The organism is Acidimicrobiales bacterium (assembly GCA_041394245.1).
Lineage (GTDB): Bacteria > Actinomycetota > Acidimicrobiia > Acidimicrobiales > Aldehydirespiratoraceae > JAJRXC01.
This window is the reverse complement of record JAWKIR010000003.1, coordinates 719,429-738,730: the sequence shown is the minus strand read 5'-3', so window position 1 is coordinate 738,730 and position 19,302 is coordinate 719,429. Positions and strand designations below refer to the sequence as shown.

Annotated in this window: 17 protein-coding genes and 1 tRNA gene; 9 read left to right on the top strand and 9 right to left on the bottom strand. The window is 68.8% G+C overall.

What is annotated here, in order from left to right; all coding sequences use genetic code 11:
- The first annotated feature begins 117 nt into the window (after positions 1 to 117).
- On the top strand, positions 118 to 717 hold the full coding sequence (locus R2707_18225) for an aminodeoxychorismate/anthranilate synthase component II (protein MEZ5247032.1): 600 nt from the start codon (positions 118 to 120) through the stop codon (positions 715 to 717).
- Positions 718 to 723: 6 nt separating this feature from the next.
- On the opposite strand, the gene pknB is transcribed toward R2707_18225, so the two are convergent.
- From pknB to R2707_18195, 6 genes are all read right to left on the bottom strand, one after another.
- Positions 724 to 2,796 carry a Stk1 family PASTA domain-containing Ser/Thr kinase gene (pknB, locus tag R2707_18220; protein MEZ5247031.1) on the bottom strand — a complete coding sequence of 691 codons (2,073 nt, stop codon included), beginning with the start codon at positions 2,794 to 2,796 and terminating at the stop codon, positions 724 to 726.
- Between the two features lie 78 nt (positions 2,797 to 2,874).
- Positions 2,875 to 4,422, bottom strand: coding sequence for a penicillin-binding protein 2 (locus tag R2707_18215; protein MEZ5247030.1), 1,548 nt, complete (start codon positions 4,420 to 4,422; stop codon positions 2,875 to 2,877).
- Positions 4,419 to 5,738 (bottom strand): FtsW/RodA/SpoVE family cell cycle protein, encoded by a 1,320-nt coding sequence (locus R2707_18210; protein MEZ5247029.1) that lies wholly within the window; start codon positions 5,736 to 5,738, stop codon positions 4,419 to 4,421. Before R2707_18210 ends, R2707_18215 begins: the two co-directional genes overlap by 4 nt.
- Positions 5,735 to 6,928 carry a Stp1/IreP family PP2C-type Ser/Thr phosphatase gene (locus tag R2707_18205; protein ID MEZ5247028.1) on the bottom strand — a complete coding sequence of 398 codons (1,194 nt, stop codon included), beginning with the start codon at positions 6,926 to 6,928 and terminating at the stop codon, positions 5,735 to 5,737. Before R2707_18205 ends, R2707_18210 begins: the two co-directional genes overlap by 4 nt.
- Positions 6,925 to 7,434 carry an FHA domain-containing protein gene (locus R2707_18200; GenBank protein MEZ5247027.1) on the bottom strand — a complete coding sequence of 170 codons (510 nt, stop codon included), beginning with the start codon at positions 7,432 to 7,434 and terminating at the stop codon, positions 6,925 to 6,927. Before R2707_18200 ends, R2707_18205 begins: the two co-directional genes overlap by 4 nt.
- 61 nt (positions 7,435 to 7,495) lie before the next feature.
- On the bottom strand, positions 7,496 to 8,149 hold the full coding sequence (locus R2707_18195) for a DUF3662 and FHA domain-containing protein (protein ID MEZ5247026.1): 654 nt from the start codon (positions 8,147 to 8,149) through the stop codon (positions 7,496 to 7,498).
- Positions 8,150 to 8,272: 123 nt separating this feature from the next.
- On the opposite strand from R2707_18195, the gene R2707_18190 reads away from it, so the two are divergent.
- Together R2707_18190 and R2707_18185 are read left to right on the top strand one after the other, a co-directional pair.
- Positions 8,273 to 8,356 (top strand) — tRNA-Leu (locus R2707_18190).
- A 207-nt stretch (positions 8,357 to 8,563) separates the two neighbouring features.
- Positions 8,564 to 9,055 carry a hypothetical protein gene (locus R2707_18185; GenBank protein ID MEZ5247025.1) on the top strand — a complete coding sequence of 164 codons (492 nt, stop codon included), beginning with the start codon at positions 8,564 to 8,566 and terminating at the stop codon, positions 9,053 to 9,055.
- On the opposite strand, the gene R2707_18180 is transcribed toward R2707_18185, so the two are convergent.
- Positions 9,041 to 10,345 carry an alkyl sulfatase dimerization domain-containing protein gene (locus R2707_18180; protein ID MEZ5247024.1) on the bottom strand — a complete coding sequence of 435 codons (1,305 nt, stop codon included), beginning with the start codon at positions 10,343 to 10,345 and terminating at the stop codon, positions 9,041 to 9,043. The two genes, R2707_18185 and R2707_18180, sit on opposite strands and share 15 nt — an antisense overlap.
- A gap of 43 nt (positions 10,346 to 10,388) precedes the next feature.
- On the opposite strand from R2707_18180, the gene R2707_18175 reads away from it, so the two are divergent.
- Complete coding sequence (locus R2707_18175; protein ID MEZ5247023.1) at positions 10,389 to 11,402, top strand: hypothetical protein; 1,014 nt, start codon at positions 10,389 to 10,391, stop codon at positions 11,400 to 11,402.
- 49 nt (positions 11,403 to 11,451) lie between these two features.
- On the opposite strand, the gene R2707_18170 is transcribed toward R2707_18175, so the two are convergent.
- On the bottom strand, positions 11,452 to 12,336 hold the full coding sequence (locus R2707_18170) for a 5'/3'-nucleotidase SurE (protein ID MEZ5247022.1): 885 nt from the start codon (positions 12,334 to 12,336) through the stop codon (positions 11,452 to 11,454).
- 47 nt (positions 12,337 to 12,383) lie between these two features.
- On the opposite strand from R2707_18170, the gene R2707_18165 reads away from it, so the two are divergent.
- A complete protein-coding gene (locus R2707_18165; GenBank protein ID MEZ5247021.1) occupies positions 12,384 to 13,538 on the top strand; it encodes a hypothetical protein in 1,155 nt (384 codons plus the stop codon).
- Positions 13,539 to 13,545: 7 nt separating this feature from the next.
- On the opposite strand, the gene R2707_18160 is transcribed toward R2707_18165, so the two are convergent.
- Positions 13,546 to 14,952 carry an MBL fold metallo-hydrolase gene (locus tag R2707_18160; protein ID MEZ5247020.1) on the bottom strand — a complete coding sequence of 469 codons (1,407 nt, stop codon included), beginning with the start codon at positions 14,950 to 14,952 and terminating at the stop codon, positions 13,546 to 13,548.
- A gap of 65 nt (positions 14,953 to 15,017) precedes the next feature.
- Here R2707_18160 and R2707_18155 point away from each other — a divergent pair, with 65 nt between their 5' ends.
- From R2707_18155 to R2707_18140, 4 genes are read left to right on the top strand one after another with little or no spacing between them, the layout of a single operon-like run.
- Positions 15,018 to 16,328 carry a glycosyltransferase family 39 protein gene (locus tag R2707_18155; GenBank protein MEZ5247019.1) on the top strand — a complete coding sequence of 437 codons (1,311 nt, stop codon included), beginning with the start codon at positions 15,018 to 15,020 and terminating at the stop codon, positions 16,326 to 16,328.
- Positions 16,325 to 17,740, top strand: coding sequence for a glycosyltransferase family 39 protein (locus tag R2707_18150; GenBank protein ID MEZ5247018.1), 1,416 nt, complete (start codon positions 16,325 to 16,327; stop codon positions 17,738 to 17,740). Before R2707_18155 ends, R2707_18150 begins: the two co-directional genes overlap by 4 nt.
- Positions 17,737 to 18,555 carry a polysaccharide deacetylase family protein gene (locus tag R2707_18145; GenBank protein MEZ5247017.1) on the top strand — a complete coding sequence of 273 codons (819 nt, stop codon included), beginning with the start codon at positions 17,737 to 17,739 and terminating at the stop codon, positions 18,553 to 18,555. Before R2707_18150 ends, R2707_18145 begins: the two co-directional genes overlap by 4 nt.
- On the top strand, positions 18,552 to 19,283 hold the full coding sequence (locus tag R2707_18140) for a methyltransferase domain-containing protein (GenBank protein MEZ5247016.1): 732 nt from the start codon (positions 18,552 to 18,554) through the stop codon (positions 19,281 to 19,283). The genes R2707_18145 and R2707_18140 overlap by 4 nt, the downstream gene beginning before the upstream one ends.
- Positions 19,284 to 19,302 lie beyond the last annotated feature (19 nt).

Sequence of the window (19,302 nt, the reverse complement as noted above, 5' to 3'; positions counted from 1 at the left end):
CGCCCGTCCGAGAAAGTAACGGTGTCTGACCCCGGCGTACTTTCTCGGGGGCGGGGTGCTGTCGACGGGCAGGAAACGGTCTCCCACATGGACAGCAAGACCGGTAGGTTCGGTGGCGTGAGTGACTCGCCGACGATTCTCGTCATCGACAACTACGACTCGTTCGTCTACATCCTCGTGCAGTACCTCGGCGAGCTCGGGGCGACGCCGGTCGTGTACCGCCACGACGAGATCGATCTCGACGGTATCCGCGCACTCGACCCCGACGGGATCCTGATCTCGCCGGGCCCGGGGACGCCCGACGACTCGGGTGTGTCACTCGCGGTCCTCGAGGAGTTGCGAGGCACCGTGCCGATCTTCGGGGTGTGCCTCGGCATGCAGTGCATGGGCCAGGTCTACGGCGGCGACGTGATACGGGCCCCCGAGGTGATGCACGGCAAGACCTCGTTCGTGCGTCACCACGACATCGGCGTGTTCGCCGGTCTCCCCAACCCGGTCGAAGCAACCCGCTACCACTCGCTGATCGTCGACCGCTCGACGATCCCCGACTGTCTCGAGATCACCGCGGAGACCGACGACGGACTCATCATGGGCCTGCGGCACCGCGAGTTCGATGTCGAGGGCGTGCAGTTCCATCCCGAGTCGGTGCTGACCAACGCCGGTCACGACCTGCTGCGGAACTTCCTGACCCGCTGCGGCATCGTCGCCGACGCCTGAGGCGGACTATCCGCCTTCGGGCAGTGTGGTCGTGGTGGTCGTCGTGGTGGTCGTCGTCGGTTCCGGCCCCGCTTCGCCGACCACGATGACCACTTCCGATCCCTTGTCGACCAGCGTGAAGCTGCCGGGGTTCTGTTCGATCACGAGACCGACCTGAGGATCGCCGAACGGCACCGTCCGGAACTGCGGCACGGGGACGAGGCCCTGGTTGCGCAGCGTCAACTCGGCCGTGTCGTAGAACAGGGTGATGACCGAGGGCACCGACACCTGTTCGACGCCCGACGACACATAGATCGTGATCGGTGTTCCCACCGCCACGATGCTGTCGGCCGCCGGATCGGTACGGGTGACATCGCCCTCGTCGACCGTGTCGGACGCTTCCTTGATGGTGTCGTCGGCGATCGTGAACCCGAGGTCCTGCAGCTGGTTGAAGGCCTGGGCGACGTCTCGGCCCTTCAGGTCGGGAACGACGACCTGTTCGGGGCCGGTCGAGACCTTGATGACGACCGGCTGGTCGAGCGGATGCTCCGTGCCGGGCACCGGATTCTGACTGATGACCGTGCCGACCTCCTGGACACTCGCTTCCGGCTGCGGATCGGCGGTGTAGCCCCGCTCGGCGAGCAGGGCGATCGCGGCGGTCTCGGTCAGCGAGATCACCGAGGGCACGGTGATCGCCTCGCCCGTACTGACGATGATCTCGACCTCCTGGCCCGGGTCGAGCTTCTGACCCGCCGGCGGTGACTGGTCGAAGACGAGACCGGCGTCGACGTTCTGGTTGCGCCGCTCGGTGACGACGGGAACCAGATCCAGGTCTCGGAGTTGCGCCTCGGCCTCGAGCTGTTCGAGCCCCTCGAGGTTGGGCACGTCGATCTTCTCGACCGCGGCATCGTCGGAGCCGCCTCCGTCGTCGCCGAAGAGACCGAGTTGGCGCCCGAAGGCGATGGTGAGGAAGCCGAGGATGAAGATCAGCACACCGAGACCGACGAGGAGGGCGACGGTGCGCTTCCAGTCGTCTCGGGGCGGCTCGTCGTCGTAGTAGTAGCCACCGCTGCCGTATTGGGCCGCGAGCGCGTTGGGATCGAGAACGACCCCCGGCTGCGCCGCAGTGACCGGCGGGCCGACGATCGCCGGGGATGCCGCCGGCGTGGTGGGCACCACCGTCGTCGCATCGATCGCGGGGGCCGGAGCGGCCGCGGCCGGGGTCGCGGCGGCACCGCCGGCCGCGCCGCCCGGGACCTGATGGGCACCGGACAGGTAACGACGAAGATCGTTGCGGAGATCCTCGGCCGTCGGGTAGCGGTTGGCCGGATTCTTGGCCAGCAGCTTCATGGTGATCGCGTTGAGCGATTTCGCCACCGGGACACCGCGCTCGAGCAGCGTCTCGGGCTTCTCCTGCACGTGCTTGTAGGCGACGGCGATCGGGGTGTCGGCCTGGAAGGGCGGGGTGCCGGCCAGCATCTCGTAGAGCACGACACCGAGCGAGTAGAGATCGCTGCGACCGTCGACCTGCTTGCCCTGCGCCTGCTCCGGAGAGAAGTAGGTGGCCGTCCCCATCACCGAGCCGTGCTGGGTGAGGCCGGCATCGGTTCCTCCCGCGAGCGCGGTGGCGATACCGAAGTCGGCGACCTTCACGTCGCCGCCATCGGACACGAGGATGTTGCCGAGCTTCACGTCGCGATGCACGAGCCCGGCCTGGTGTGCGGTCGACAACGCCGAGGCGACGTCGGCGGCGATCTCCGCGGCCCGGTCGGGCTGGAGCGGGCCGGTCGAGCGGAGCACGTCGGACATGCTGCGCCCCGACACGTGCTCCATCACGATGTAGTAGGTACCCCGCTCCTGACCCCAGTCGTAGATGCCCACGATGTTTGGGTGGTTGAGGTTGGCGGCGGCCTGCGCCTCGCGGCGGAAGCGCTCGACGAAGTTGGGATCGTTGGCGAACTCCGGGAAGAGCACCTTGAGCGCGACCTCTCGATCGAGCAGCTCGTCACGGGCGAGATAGACGTCGGCCATCCCGCCGCGAGCGATGTGGCGCAGCAGTTCGTAACGTCCGTTGAAGACGGTGGGGCCCTGATCGGACATAGCGGGAGATTCTACCTCTGCGACGGCGCGGGACCGTTGCAGCCCCGGATCCGCAACGCTTCGTGGTCGTTCATGGAACTATCCGCCCCCCAGCCCGAAGGCGGCTTCGATCACAGCTCTGGCGATGGGCGCAGCCACCGCGCCGCCCGTCTGCTCACTTGCGCCGGGCTGGGCCTCGACGATCACGGCCACCGCGATCTCGGCCGGCTGGCCGGGCGGGCCGGCGAAACCGACCACCCAGGCGTGGGAGCTGGCCGGCGTCGTGCCGAGCTGCGCCGTCCCCGTCTTGCCGCCCACGTCGAGGCCGGCGATCTGCATCGCCTTCGCCGTGCCGTTCTGCACGACATTGATCATCGCTTCCTGGAGTTGGCCGGCGGCGAACGGCGACAGCGAGGTGCGCCACACCGACGGCTCGACGGAGTCGTAGACACCGCCGCTCGCATCGCGCACCTCCGACACGACGTGGGGGGCCATCATCTGGCCGCCGTTGGCGATCGCCGCCGCCACCATGGCCATCTGCAGCGGGGTCGCCTTCACGTCGTTCTGCCCGATCGACGCCTGGGCGAGAATGGCCGAGTTCTCGTGGATCGGGGTGTCGCCGTTGCGGAGATCGGCGCTGCCGTCGGGCTGGTAGGCATCGAGATCGGCGATGTAGGCGCCGAAGTCGGTGGGGAACTGCGAACGGGCCGCGTCGGGGAGGTCGAGCACCGGGTCGGCGTTGAATCCGAACTTCTCGGCGGTGCGGATCATGGCGTCGGGGCCGAGCCACTCGGCACCGATCTCGGCAAAGGTCGCGTTGCACGAACGCTGCAGGGCCAGCCGCAGATCACCGCCACACGTCGAACCACCGAAGTTGCGGATCGCCGACCCCGACGGGAGTGGTTCGTAGCGGTCGGTGTCGGGCCACACCGGGTCGGTCAGCGTGATACCGGCGATGTCGAGCGCGGCCGCCGCGGTCACCAACTTGAACGTCGAACCGGGGAAGAACACCTCCCGGAACGCCTTCGCGAGGAGCGGATCGTCGGGATCGGCGAGCAGCGACTGGTAGGCCGCGTTGACGGCGGCCCCGTCGAGGCCCGACAGCAGGTTGGGATCGAAGCTCGGGTAGGTCCACATCGCCAGGATCTCGCCGGTGGCCGGGTCGACCGCGACGACCGATCCCTTCCGGTCGCCGAGCGCGTTCGCAGCGGCCCGCTGGACGTCGTCGCGCAGGGTCATGACGACCGTGCCGGTCGTGTCGCGATCGACGAACAGATCCTTCAGCGAATCGAACTGCTGATCGAGGCGGGCCCCGGCGAGCTGGTCGTTGTACTCCCGCTCGAGGCCGAACGCACCCTGGTTGAACGACTGGAAGCCGACGACATGGGCGAACAGCTCGTCGGTCGGATAGTCGCGCCGGTAGTCGATCTCGCCGGCCTCGACCGGCACCGACATGGCGACAACGACCCCGTCGGCGGTGACGATGTCGCCCCGCTCCTGCCCGAACGCCCGCAGCTGGGGACGGATGTTGCCCTCGTGACCCTTGTAGTCCTCGGCATCGACGAACTGCACCCGATTGAGCTGGGCGAACAGGATCGCGTAGAGGACGATGAAGGCGGCCCCGAGATTGCGGATCCGGTTGTTCATCGCTCGGCCCGAACCGACGCGGAGCGCTGCTCGTGGGACAGCCGCATCAACAGCGCGAGGATGATGTAGTTCGACACGAGCGCCGACCCGCCGTAGGAGACGAACGGCAACGTGATGCCGGTCAACGGGATCAGCCGCACCACACCACCCATGATGATGAAGGCCTGGATGCCGAGCAGGGTGGTCAGGCCGACGGCCAGCAGCTTCTCGAACGTGCGGGTGGCCCGGACCGCGATGCGCAGACCCGAACCGATCAGGATCAGGAACGCCATGAGGATCGCCGTCGTACCGGCGAGCCCGAGCTCCTCGCCGATGGCGGAGAAGATGAAGTCCGTTTCGGCGAACGGCACCCGGTCGGGTTCGCCGCGACCCAGCCCGGTGCCGGTGAGGCCACCCTCGGCCATCGAATAGGTGGCCTGGATGATCTGGAATCCGCTGTCCTGCGGGTCGGCCCAGGGGTCGAGCCAGCTGTCGATGCGGCGCTCGACGTGGCCGAACAACCGAAACGCCACCACCCCGCCGGCCATGAACATGGTGGCACCGAGACCGAGGAACAACGTGCGCTCGGTCGCCACCCACATGAGGACCACGAAGAGGGCGAAGACGAGCATCGACGAACCGAGATCGCGCTCGAGCACCATCACGCCGATCGACGCCGCCCATGCCGCGCCGATCGGGGCGAGATCACGCAGCTCGATCCGGTTCTTGATCAGCTCGGCGGTGTCGACGAGGTAGGAGGCGAAGAACAGGGCGAGGGCGATCTTGGCGAACTCCCCGGGCTGGAAGTTGACCGGCCCGATGCTCACCCAGATCCGGGCACCGTTGATCTCGACACCGATCGGCAGGAGCGGGAGGGCGAGCAGGCCGACGCCGCCGACGCCGAGGAGGTAGCGGTACTGGGCGAGCATGCGCACCCTCGGCACGAAGGCCAGCGTCGCGACGAACGCCCCGATCCCGACCGCCGTCCACACCGACTGGAGGCCGGCGAGGTCGCCGCCGCCGCCCACGTCCTCCCCCAACCGGGCGATCATCACGTAGCCGATGCCGTTGAGCAGCAGCGCCATCGGCAGGAGCACCGGGTCCGCGGCCGGGGCGAAACGGCGGACAGCCAGGTGGACGAAGAAGAACAGCCCGAGCATCCAACCGAGGAACGGTCCGATGTCGGCAGGAACCGAGGCCGACTCGCCGAGACTGGCGAGGCCGTAGGCGGAGACCACGACGACCGCGATGAGCGCGATGAGACCGAGTTCGACGCGACGGGGCCGCAGGGCGGCGATGTGAGGGCGCACGGCAGGCCGGCGCGCGACGGCGGTCACGGGTCGTCGGTGCTGGCTCGTTGGAGCAGGGCGTCGGCGTAGGCGCGGGCCTCGTCGATCGTGTCGAACTCGACCCCGTCGGCCACCTCGCGGAGGTCGTCGGGTTCGAGTTCGGCGACCGTGAGCACGACCGGTTCCTCGACGGTGGGATCGAACCAGAGGACGCCGTCGGGACGACCGCGATAGATGACGACCTCCTCACCGTCGAGGCCGACGAAATACGCAGAGCGGGCGTAGGCGACGACCGAGGCGACGAGCACGCCGAGCACGAGCAGCACCGCACCGACGAAGACCCCGAGCCGCCAGGTCACGAAGGGTGCCTTGGTCACGGTGCGGTCGACGAGGATCTCGTCGGGATGGGGATCGTTCGGTCCGGTCTGCACCGGCGGATCGAGGCGCAGCACGCTGTCGGGCACCGCCTTGTGGGTCGAGAGGATGCGGTCGACGGGCACCCCTTCGATCTCGTCGGTCTCGACCACGTCGACGATCACGACGGTGACATTGTCTCGGCCGCCGGCATCGCACGCTGCGTTCACCAACGCCACCGCGGCATCGGCCGGGTCGTCGAACTCCGAGGCCAGCTCGTGCATCTCGCTCGGGGTGAGCTCGTTGAAGAGGCCGTCGCTGCACAGCAGGTAACGATCACCCTCGACGGGAGCGAGCTCCCAGGTGTCGACCAACACCTTCTCGTCGATGCCGAGCGCCCGGGTCACGATGTTGCGTTGCGGGTGGGTCAACGCGTCCTCGGCGCTCAGTCGCCCGTCGCGCACCAGCGCCTCGACCAGCGTGTGGTCCTCGGTGATCTGCTCGACCCCGTCGTCGGCGACTCGGTAGAGCCTCGAGTCACCGACATTGGCGACGCCCAGCCGCGGCCCGGTGTCGTCGTCGGTCGCCATCTCGACGAGGGCGACGAGCGTGGTGCCCATGCCGCGGAGCTCGGGATCCAGCCGGGACCGGTCCACGATCTCGCGGTTGGCTCGCTGCACCGCCTCGATGAGGTCGTCGACCGATCCCACGCCGGCGGCCTTGGCCATCTCGTCGACCGCGATCGCCGCCGCGACCTCACCGCCGTTGTGACCGCCCATGCCGTCGGCCACGACGAACACGGGCGCCATCGTCAGGAGCTGGTCCTGGTTGGCGCTGCGCACCCGGCCGACGTCGGTGGCCGTTCCCCACCGGAACTCGGTCATGCCAGCTCCAGCACGAGTTCGCCGATGGTGATGCGCCCACCGCGCCGGATCGGGGTCGGACGGGTGATCATCTCGCCGTCGAGAACCGTGCCGTTGGTCGAGCCGAGGTCCTCGAGCGTCCACCCCCCGCCGTCCGGCGAGAGGCGGGCGTGCAGCTTCGAGACGTGGGCGTCGTCGATCGACACGCCGCATCCGGCGCCACGACCGATCGTCGTCTCACCCTCGAGAGTGAAGCTCCGCCCGGCGAGCGCGCCGGGGGCGACGACGACGAGGCGGGCGGTGCCCGACGCCGCCGTGGTCGCCGACGGCGCCGGTGACGGCGCCGGGGCGGGGCTGCGCCGAGGCGGCGCAGGGCGGGGCGCCGGGGAAGAACCGGGGGCCGGCCCGGCTGCGACGGCCGACTCGGCTCGCAGCTCGACCCAGACGGCCCTCAGGACGCGCAGGAAGACGAGATAGACGAGGGCAAGAAGACACACCCGGAGGACGATGAAGAGCTGGTCCGACACGGTCCGCCGAGACTAACGCTGCGCGCCGCCCGACAAGTGACGCGCCACCAACCCGGTGGGTTCAGCCGGCCCGGAACTCGATCGTCGTGGCACCGACACCGATCCGGTCGCCGTCGGCGAGACGGTGGGATGTGATGGGCACACCGTTGACCAGCGTGCCGTTGGTGGAGCCGCTGTCGGTGAGGACGAAGCCATCACCGTCGGGACGGATCCGCGCGTGCTCCCGGCTGATATTGGGATCGTCGAACGAGATGGTGCATTCCGGCAGCCGACCCATCGTGACGGTGAACTCGCCCAGCACGACCTGTTGCCCGGTCGGCAGGAGGAGCACCCCGACGCCACCGTCGGCCTCCTTCATCCGGCCCGTCACCTCGATGGCGCCGGCCCGAACCGTGTCGTCGGCCTCGATCTCGACCTGGACCGGGCCCATGAAGGTCCAGCCCTCCTCCCTCGCGTGATCTCGCGTTGCGTCGCAGAGCTCACGGCCGAGCGAGTCCTTCACCTCGACGAACCGCTCCAGGTCGTCGGGCGCGAGTCGCACCGTGAAGTGGTTCGCGACCACCGGTTGACCCTTGACGCCGACGCTGCGGGAGTCGGCCATCACGCGAGCGATCCGATGGCCGATCTCGACCGGACGCACGCCGCCACGGAAGAACCGGCCGACCGTTCCCTCCACAAAGCGCTCGAGGCGTCGTTCCACTGATCGCAGGCCCACGCCCGGAGGTTAGCGCCGTGCCGGAATCACTCGGATGCGCTCAGCAATGAAGGCCGCGATCGTGGGCGAACTCGCGCGGGACCGCGCTAGCCTCGGAGGACGTTCATCTCGGTGAACGGCCACGCGCGAGTGGCGGAATTGGCAGACGCGCAGGCTTCAGGTGCCTGTGCCCGAAAGGGTGTGGGGGTTCAAGTCCCCCCTCGCGCACGATTGTGATGTGTCATGACATCGGAAACCCTCGAACCCTCAGGTTCGGGGGTTTCTCGATTCCAGCTCCGTCCCGGCCTGCTGCACCGGTTGCCGATGCCACCACTGGCGCTGCGGCGGATCGTGTGCCACCCTTTCGCAGCGGCGTTTCACGGGCGATCACCGACAAGGAAACAGATGGGTTGGGTTGAACGACGGCCACGCAACGTGACCTCGCAGATCCTCGAATACGCCGAGAGCGGTCGACTGGTCGAAGGGCCGCGCAGTGAGGACGACGATCGCCTCGGCACGATCGGCCTCGTCGTCGTCGCCGCGCTGGTACTCGGCGCCGGTCTCAGCCTGGCGGTCAGCGGCGCGCTCGGTGAGGGCGACCAGACCGTCATGCTCGTCAGCATCATGTGTGCGCTCGGCTCACTGGCCATCCTCGTCCCGTCGATCCGGCTGCTGCGCCAGGCGCCGCCGACTCCGCCGGTGCGGGTTCGCCCGGCCGCGGTCCTCCCGCCCGAACTGGTGCGCGTCGGCAACTGGATCCATCGAGACGGTGCGTGGCTGCGGGTCGAAGAGATCGGGCGCGACGGAGGCGGCCGGGTTCAGGCCCTGCTCAGCTCGGGCGACCTGGTGATCCTCGCCACACCCGTCACCATTGCCGGCGACGACTTCCGCCCGGTCAACGATCCGGTGGCGTCACTGCGCAGCTGAACCGCCCGCTTCGAGCGCTTCGATCGACATGTTGACCGCGCTCTTGTAGATCCCACGCGCCATCAGCGACGTGGCGACGCTGCGGCGGGCGCCATAGACCTCCGTGCGGATCTCGTGGACCTCCCGATTGCCGGGTTCGGCCATCGTCGCCATCTCCACGAGATGGGCGGCGACGGCGAGGTCGCCCGATTCCACGAGCTCGAGTGCCCGCCGGGCGAGGGCGGTCGCCCCGCCGGCCAGAGCGGCGACCTCGGCCCCGAGCGCAGCCTTGGGCGCAGGGTGCAATGTCGACGGGTCACCGTCCCACCATCCCCCGTAGAGCCGATAGATGTTGCGCACCACGAACTCGGGCTCGTCGTAGGTCGGGGCGAGATACGGCAGCTCCCGATAGCGGTCGGGCAGCCGCACCGTGTTGACGATGGTGTCGAGCGTGGCGCCCTGGTTCATCAGGGTCACCGTCTCCTCGACCAGGTACTCGAGCGCGCCTGCCGCGTCGCCCAGCACCCGGGCAACCCGGTCGGCACCCTCGACCGGCAGGCCGTGGGCCGGCAGCATTAACTCCGGACCCTTCGCCATCATGTCGCGCAGGGCCGTCGCCCAGTCGCCGGCGAACCGCTGCACCTTCTGCGGGTTGCCGGCGTTGGGGAAGTTCCACATGAACAGGTCGCCCACGTAGACCGCCTTGCGAGCGGGGTCCCAGAGCCAGGTGTGGTCGTCGGTCTCGCCGTTGGCGTGATGGAGCTCGAAGTGTGTGTCGCCGATCGTCAGCTCCATCCCGTCGTCGTGCGTGATGGTCGGCTCGGCCACGTCGTCGGGGAGATAGCGCCAGTCGCCCACGCCCATGAAGTTCGGGTCGAGCTTCGTCCCGCCGAACTGGCGCGAGTTGATCGCCAGGTTCCAGCCCGCGGTGTCGCGATAGCGCCGGAACCGATCGTGCACCGCCTCGTGGGCGACGACATCGGGCACCGCATGCCCGCGCTGCACCGCGTCGGCGAAGATCGCCGGGCTGCCGCCGACATGGTCGGCATGGCCGTGGGTGTACACGATCGTGTGAACCCGATCCTCGCGCCACGCCCGGATCGCATCGATGCAGCGCGTCCCCGACAGCGACCCGCTCGCATCGACGAGGACCAGTCCGTCGCCGGTGTCGACGCTCCAGATGTGACTGAACGCCTCGACGACCGACACGCCGTCGGCGATCTCGGAGAGCTCGAAAGTGATGCGGTTCATCGGCTCGTCGGCCACGCCGCGGTCGATGATCCTCGAGGACAGTTCGATCAGTTCGGACACGCGTGCTCCCGGCTCTCGGTGAGCGCACGGTACCGTCCCGTTGATGACGACGCCGCTACCTCCCGACGGGGCAACCGTCCACGACGGTGTCGAGGGCTGGACGATCGACGGCCGTTCCGACGACCCCGCGATCCTCGATGCCGCGACCGCCCTCCTCGACGGTGAACTCCCCGACCCCCGATTCGTCTCGAGCGACTACCTGCGCTGGGCCTACCGGGAGAACCCGCTCGGACGAGCGTGGGAACGGCACCAGCAGGTGGCCGACGGCCCGACCACGAAGCTCGTCGCCCACTACGCCAACATGCCCCGCCGCTACCGCGGTCCGGGCGGTGAGCACACCGACGGGGCGTGGTCGCTCAATGCCGTCGTCCACCACGACCACCAGCGGGCCCGCCACTTCACCCGCATCGGGCTCGAGATCTACGAGGAGGCCGCGGCCGACGGGCGCTCGTTCGTCGTCGGCGTCACCAACGAGAAGTCGACGGGTGCTGTCGTGAAATACATGGGATGGCGCCTCGTCGGTCCACTCCCCGTTCGAGTGGTGCAACCGCTCGGACGGGGCCGACGACGCATGACCCACGCCGAGATCGACGCCAACTGGCTCGACTCGCCGGCCTTCGAGGAGTTCGCCGCCACGGTCGATCGACATCGGGTCACCGGCTGGGCCACCGACTACACGCCCGAGGTCCTGCGCTGGCGACTCGCCTGCCCCGAGACCCGCTACTTCGTGCACCAGGCCGACGACGTCGCACTCATCACCACGGTTTCGCACCTCGGGCCGATCCCGGCGTGCGTCGTGCTCAAGGTGTTCCCCATGGCCGGCGGCAACGCCGCCATCGACGCCACCCGGGCCATCCGCACCGCCACCCGGTTCCACCGCGCCGGCTTCGCCGTCTACGCCGGGTTCAACGCATCGGTCGCTGTGCGCGGCATCCGACCGCCGCGCCGACTCCAACCGTCACCGTTGAACCTGATCATCCGCCACCTCGACACCGAGGTCGACCAGGACGCGATCGTCCTCGACACCTTCGAGTTCCTCGACATGGACGCCTACTGAGGCGTCGGTGACATGGACGCCTACTGAGCGGGCCCGGGGAGGCTCAGGCTCAGAAGGTCAGGACGGCGAGACTGGCGTAGCCGAAGTTGAAGGCGTCGACGTCGTCGGCGGCGTCGGTCGCCTCGCTGAGACAGTCCGAAGCCAGCGCGTCCCGTCCGGCGAAGTCGGTTGCCGTCGGGACCTCGAGCACGCCACGGACCTCGCCCTCGGCGCAGCTCGGGATGTTGAGGCTCTCCACGAAGGCCGCAGGGTCGTCGCGCAGCGCCTCGATGTTGTCGTCGAGCCAGTCGGACACGGCCGCGGCCCCGGCCGGGAAGTCGACCGGCTCGCCGAGACCCGAGCTCGCGGCCAGGGCCGGGTAGCCGGCGCGGGCGCCGGTCCGGGCAGCACCGACGGTGCCCGAGAGCTCGCTGAACGGTCCGATGTTGGCGCCCTCGTTGATGCCGCTGATGACGAGGTCGGGTTCGATCCCCATGACGTCGAGGGCGTGGATGACGGCGTCGGCCGGGAATCCGCTCACGGCGACTGCCGGGTAGCCACTGGCGGTCGTCGCCTCGACGGCGGTGACCTCACCGTCTTCGGTGGTGGTGTCGGAGCTGCCACTGCGGTTGCCGTCGGGGGCGACGACCACGACCTCGACATCGCCCCGAGCGATCAACATCTCCACCACGGCGTCGATGCCGGGTGCGTCGACACCGTCGTCGTTGCTCACCAGCACGAGCAGCGGCTCGGGAGCGGCGGTGGTCGTGGTGGTCGGTGCTGCGGTGGTCGTCGTGGTCGCCGGCGCCTCCGGAACGGTTGTGGAGGTGACCCCCTCGGTGGTGGTCGTGGACTCGATGGCCGGATCGGCGGTGGACCCGCCGTCGTCACCACACGACGCCGCAACGAGGACCAGGGTGAGTGTGAGCAGGAGGGCGGAGCACGAACGGCGCATGCGGGGACCCTAGTTCGGAGCGACGGAAGGCAGTAGCTTCAAGGACCATGCCGACGCGGCGGCGCTTCCTCATGGTCCTGGCCTCGCTGTGGTTGAGCGCGGCCTCGTGCACAGACGACCCCTCGCCGGCGCTGTCCGACCAGTTGTCGTCGACTCCTCCGTCCCTGGTCCTGTCAACGACCACCACCAGGACCCCGACCACGACGTTGCCCGACTATCCGACGACCGATCCCACCACCACGACCGGTTCGCCTGACGGGTCGGCCTTCGTCGTCCCCAGACCGCCCGTCGACCTCCGGCCGTGCGCGCCGGCCACGGATCTCTTCGCTGTCCCGGGTTATCCAAGAGAACCGTCGCGCAGTCTCAGTGTCAACGTCCTCTTCGTGATCAACATCTCCGATAGCCCCTGTGGCCTGCAGGATCCGGGCTTCCTCATCCGCGGCGACACGGTGCCCATTGGCGGCCCCCTCGACTACGCGCCCGGGTCGCCGGTGCTCGACCGTGGTGAGCGTGCCGTCTTCATGGTCACCGCTCCGCGACCAGAAGGATCCTTCGACTCGACCTTGTACGACACTCTGACCTTCGGTCTCGGAGACGACTTCCCCCTCGACAGCGGCTTCGCCTCCGCCGTCGAAGGCGTGGCCTTCATCGGTCCGGTCGAGTGGTCCGGGCCACCCGAAAGCCCCGCGGTGTACGTCCCGGGTGACCCGACCAACGGGGCACCGATCGCCGACGACGACCCCGTGAGCGTCGCCGGAGTCGGGGCGTTCCGCGCCGGGATGTCGCCGCAGGAAGTAGCCGACGCCACGGGGAACGCATTTGTGGCGGTCGAATGGGGCGAAGCCAGCGGGGGCTGCGGCTATGGGTGGCTCTCTCCTGGGCTTGGGTTCACGATCTCATCCGCCAGCGAGTCGCTCGACACGGCATCGGTCGGCGCGGTCCTCATCGACGGGTCCCATCGCACGCCGTCGGGAATCGGGGTGGGTACCTCCGTCGACGAACTCCGCGATGCACTCGGCGACGACCGGCTCTCGACCCGCTTGAACGAGTACTCCGGGACCGAGGACTACCTCTTCACGCCGAGGGACCCGACCGAGCAGCACCTCGGCATGTTCTTCCGGATCGACCACGAGACACTCACGGTCACGAGCTACGAGGCCGGCCTGCAGACACAGCTGGGCCGCGGCGAGGGCTGCGCCTGAACACCGTTCAGACGTCGGCGCCGAATCCTCCCGCGAGATGGTCGACCGGGTTGCGCGAGACGATGCTCGGCGCCATGTCGACGAACTCTCGCCAGCGGCGGGCCATCGCGATCCACAGACGGGGGCCGCGCGCGCTGCGACGCAAGGGCAGGTAGCCGAGTTCCCAGATCATCACGAGTCCCCAGAACCCGAGGTCGCTCTGCACACCACCGGGCGCGAGCGACGTGTGGATTCGCATCGCGCCGTGGAGGAGTTGGACGACCCGGTCGCGGATCGCGTCGCGCAACACCGCCTCTGGGATCGTCGTGAGCCCGGAGGCATCAGCGGGCATGGACGCGGCGCGCCCGACCGACCGGGATCCGAACGAGACCCACCAGTAGGGCCGGTCGACATCGGAAGGCACGTGGAACACGAACGGGCGCGGGGCGAGCCGACGCCCGACGACCCGCGGGACCTCGCGAACGAACCGGCCGAAGTGGGCCTCGAAGTCGGCCCAATCGACGCGCACACCCTCCTCGGCCGCGGTCTGCGCCGCGATCTTCGGTGCGTACTTCTCGGTCAGCTCGGCCAGATGAGCGTCGCGATCGGTGTACCAGTCGAAGTCACTGCGTTCGAACCCTGTCTCGCTGTCCCACACGTCGCCGGGGGCCATCGTGATGACCTCGGTGCCTTCGATGCCGCCCCGGGCCGCGACGCCCTCGACCACCGCGCCGGGGGTGACCAGGTGCGCGTTGAGCGGGGCACTGTCGGGGTGCAGGAAGCCCACCATCGAACCGAACGGGATGGCAGAGCGAGGGCGAAGCCGACCCATGACCTCGTGGAAGTCGTCGATGTAGGTCTGTGCGGACACGAGAGCGAGCTGGGCCGGGTCCGCGCTGTCGTAGAGCACCGGATAGGACTGGGCGAACGAATGGCTCTTGCAGGCGAGCGTCGGGGTGCCGAAGTCGTGGACCAGCTGGTCCAACGCTCGTCCACGGATCTTGCAGTCGTTCACGTCGACGATGACGTGGTCGTCCTCGGCGATCACGAACGCGGTGTCGTCGAAGCCGTACTGGTACGAGGCGACCCGGACCCCCTGCCCGAGATCGAGCACCCGGCCGTGGATGAGCTCCTGCGGTCGTTCGAAGCCGAGGCTCACCACCTCGTCGGCCATCACGTCGACACCGAACCGCGGGATCAGCACCTTCGCCGAACGATCGAGCTTGCGCATCGACGGATAGTGGAAGTGATCGAAGTGGTGATGGGTCAGGTAGACGTAGTCGGGGGCGAGGAGCTCGGCGGTCGGCTCGGTGCTCGGCGGGAAGTGCCACCACGACCGCCAGTAGCACAAGCCGACCAGCCAGGGGTCGACAAGGATCGTTCCGGCGCGGGTCTCCGCCCGCAGACACGAGTGGCCGATCACTGTCACACGCATGAGTCGCCACCGTACGCCACAAGTACGATTCTTCGGTGCGCTGGGGTGAGAGAGTCCGACAGGTGATGCGGAGTCCCTTCGCCCTGCTCGTGGCCGCCGCCTTCGCGTTGGCCGTGCTGGTGCGCTGGTGGGTCCTCGATCGCTGGTACACCGGCGTCGTCCCCCTCGTCGAGGTCGGCACGCTCAACGACAACCTCTACTACCACCTCTCGGCCAACCTCCTCGCCGAGGGCCACGGGTTCGCCAACCCGTTCGAGTACCAGGTCAACGACATCATCGTCCCGACCGCCGCCCACCCGCCCGGCTTCACCGTCTACCTGTCGATCTGGTCGTTCCTCGGCCTCGACACGGTGACCTGGCACCGCTTTGCCAGCGGGGTCGTCTCCGCCTCGGTTGTGCTGCCGGTCGGGTTGCTGGTGCGGCGCTACGTCGACCTACGGGCCGCGGCGATCGCGATGCTCGCCGTCGCCCTCTACCCCCCGCTGTGGATGAACGACGCCCTGATCCTCTCGGAGTCGCTCTACATCCCACTCGCGGCCTGGGCCCTCGTGTTCGCCCACCGGGCCTACGACGATCCGTCGGTGCGTCGCATCCTCGAGCTCACCGTGGTGCTCTCGCTCGGCTCACTCACCCGCAGCGAACCGTTCCTCATGTTCTTCCTGCTGCTCACGCCGCTGGTCATGTTCCATCCCCGCCTCGCGTGGCCCGACCGGTTCCGGCGCACGGCCATGGCGGCCGGGCTCGCGATGGTGCTGCTCGCTCCGTGGGTGGGCCGCAACCTGGCCACGTTCGAGGAGCCCACGTATCTCGCCGTCGGACCCGGCTACGTCCTCGAGCTCGGCAACTGCGACGAGACCTACTCGGGCCCCTACCTCGGCTACTGGTCGGCAGGGTGCGACGACGGATCCACCTGGCCCGAGGGCGCCGACGAGTCCGAGATCGGCGCGGCCAAGTACGCGAAGGCCAGCGCCTACATCGGCGACCACCTCGACCAGCAACCCAAGGTCGTCGCCGCCCGGGTGGGCCGGATCCTCGGCCTCTACCGCCCGCTCCAGGGCATCGACTTCGACGTCTTCTTCGAGCGGCGGGTGCGGTCCCACGCGACGGTCGGCCTGTGGGCCCACTACGCGGCGATGATCGGCGCGGTCGCCGGCGCCCTGGTGTGGCGCCGGACGACGACCCTGCTGCCGGTTGCGGCCGTCGCCGGCGTGTCGATCCTCACCGCGGCGATGACGTTCGGGATCTCGCGCTATCGCGTCGGCGCGGACCTGGTGTTCGCGGTGCTCGCCGCCGTCGCCGTGGCCGAACTGCTCGACCGCTACGGTCCTGCACGACGCAGTACCACTGTCGCACCGAAGGAGGTGGTCGACGCGTGAGCCCGCTCGACCGCATCCGCACGACACCGCGAGCCGCACGCCTCATCGTCGGCATCGCCGTGGCCGGCTGGGCGTTTCGGATCTGGACGGTGTTGGTCTACCGCCCGACCTGCGACATCCCGTCGCCGTTCTGCTACACGCTCGCCGGCGACGCAAAGTACGGCCATCTGCAGGCCAACGTCCTCGCCGAGACGGGCCGCTATCTCAACCCGCTCGAGTACTACGACAGCATCGAGCGCGGTGTCGCGACCGTGCGGCTCGAGTCGGCCGGAGACCCGCCTCTCTTCGCCGGCTATCTCGCCGGCTGGTCGAAGCTCGGCTTCGACGGCGTGACCGACCACAGGTTGGCCGCCACGTTCTGGGGCTTCGTGCTGGTGCTCGCGATCGGCCTGTTCACCCGGCGTCTCGCCGGCAACGTCGCCGGTGTCGTTGCCGCGGTGATCGCCGCGCTGCACCCGCTCATGTGGGTCAACGACATCATGTTGCTCTCCGAGGGCATGTACCAGCCCTTCGTGGTGCTGGTTTTCTGGGCCGGCTACGAGTGGATCCGCCGCCCGAGCCGCCGCAACATCGCCCTGGTCGGGGTGGCGATCGCACTCGCCGCGCTGGTACGGGCCGAGGCCACGAGTCTCTACGCGTTCCTGGTCATCCCCCTGATCTGGTGGGCCGCGACGCTCGACACCCGCGAGAAGCTCCGCCAGACCGTGCTGTGCGGGGTCGCCGGCCTGATCGTGCTGTCGCCATGGCTGATCTACAACAACATCCGCTTCGAAGACCGTCCGGTGACGCTCACGTCGGCATCGGGAACCGTGCTCATGGCCGGGGCCTGCGACGAAGCCTGGTCGGGACCGTCGCTCGGGTTCTGGGCCAACTGCTTCGGCGCACGTGGGCTCGAGGTCCTCCTCGAAGAGGAGCTGCCCGGCTCGTGGCGAACGGCCGACGATCCCGAACGCGTGATCTACGACGAGACCGTCCGCGACCGGTTCAACCGCGAACAGGCACTCGCGTACTACGTCGACAACTGGTATCGGTACCCGAAGGTCGCCCTGGCCCGTGTCGGTCGGTCACTCGAGGTCTTCCGCGTCGGCCACAGTCTGCAGATGAACTATCGCGTCGAAGGTCGGTGGGAAGAGCCGAGCACCGTCGGCCTCGGCATCTACTACGCGCTGGTCCCCTTCACCGTCATCGGCGCCCTTCTGCTGCGTCGACGAGGGCAACGGCTCACACCCCTGCTGGCCATGTGGCCGATGGTCATGTTCGCGTCGGCCGTGACCTTCGGGCTGACCCGCTACCGGGTGCCGATCGACGTCGCCATGATCGTGCTGGCGTCAGTCGCGCTGAGCTGGATCTTCCACCGACTCCGCGCCGAGGGCGTGTTCCGCGCAGCACGGCGAACGCCGGTCGAGCCATGAGTCCGGTCGTCTTCACCCTCGATCTGGAGGACCACCGGCCCGACGACTCGGCCGAGCTGCGCTTCCCGGCGGTGACCGACGAACTCCTCGACGATCTCGAGAAGTGGGGCGTCATCGGCACCGTCTTCGTCGTCGGCGAGGTCGTGCGCGACCACCCCGACCTCGTCGCCCGCGTCGCTGCCCGCGGCCACGAGCTCGGACTCCACGGCGCGACACACACCCCGTTGCCCGACGTCGGGGCCAACACCTTTCGCACCGCGACCGCCGAGGCGATGGACCGACTCGCGCAGGCCATCCAGGCGCCCGTCCAGGGCTTCCGGGCGCCCATCTTCTCGCTCGTTCCCGAGTCCGCCTGGGCACCCGAGATCCTCACCGAGCTCGGCTTCGTCTACAGCTCGAGCGTCCTGCCCGCCCGCAACCCGCTCTACGGATGGCCGGGCGCACCCGACGAGCCGTTCCGCTGGCCGAGCGGTCTGATCGAGATCCCGTCGCCCACCTTCGGTCTGGGTCCGGCGACGGTTCCGCTCCTGGGCGGTGTCTATCTCCGTGTTGCACCGGCGCCGCTCATCCGCTGGGCCGCGAAGCGCTCGCCGAGCCATGCGTGGCTCTACTCCCACCCCTACGATTTCGATCCCGACGAAGAACGGTGGCTCCTCCCCGAGGTCGGCCGGCTCGGCAGTCGCGTGATGTGGTGGGGCCGCAAGGGCATGAAGCAGAGGGTGCGCAGCGTCGTTGCCGGCACCGAACGCCGACTGATCGATGTCGTCCACGAACTGGGCGACCTACCGACCTTCACCCCGGAGTGCGTCACGTGAGCACCGAGATTCCCGAGTACGGGCAAGACGAGATGGCCCACCCGCTGCCCCGCACATCGATCGTCGATCGCATCCCGTGGCTCGTCGAGCAGTGCCGGGGCAAGCGGGTCATCCACGTCGGGTTCGCCGATGCGGGGTTCCGCGAGGAGCAGGGTCGGGCCGGGAGCTGGCTCCACGGCCACCTCGCCGAGGTCGCGACCTCGCTCGTCGGGCTCGACTTCGACGGGCCCGGAGTCCAGGCCGCCCTCGACGGCGGGTTCGTCGCCCATCTCGTCGACTGCACCGACCCCGATGCCGTCGCCGCTCTCGACCTCGAGCCGGCCGACGTCGTCCTCGCCGGCGAGGTGATCGAGCATCTCGGCGCACCCGGTCCGTTCCTCGAGGCGATGGCCCTGCTCTGTGCCCCGGGCGGCACCCTGATCGTCACCACACCCAACGCCTACGGCCTCGTCAACGTCGTCGCCAACATCACCCGCCGGGTCGAGGTCAACCATCCCGACCATGTGGTGATGTTCACGTGGCGGACCCTCACCCAGCTCATGCAGCGCGAGGGATGGACACCGACGGGGAGCGTCACCTACGTCCCGACGGTGCGCGATCGCGGTCAACGATCGCGACTCGAAGCGGTCGCCGTGCGCTCGGTGCTCGGGCTCGAACGCATGCTCGGCCGCCTCGGCCGCCCCTACAGCGCCGACGGCCTCATCGTCACCGCCCGCCGCGCCACATGATCCGAGAAAGTACAGGTGT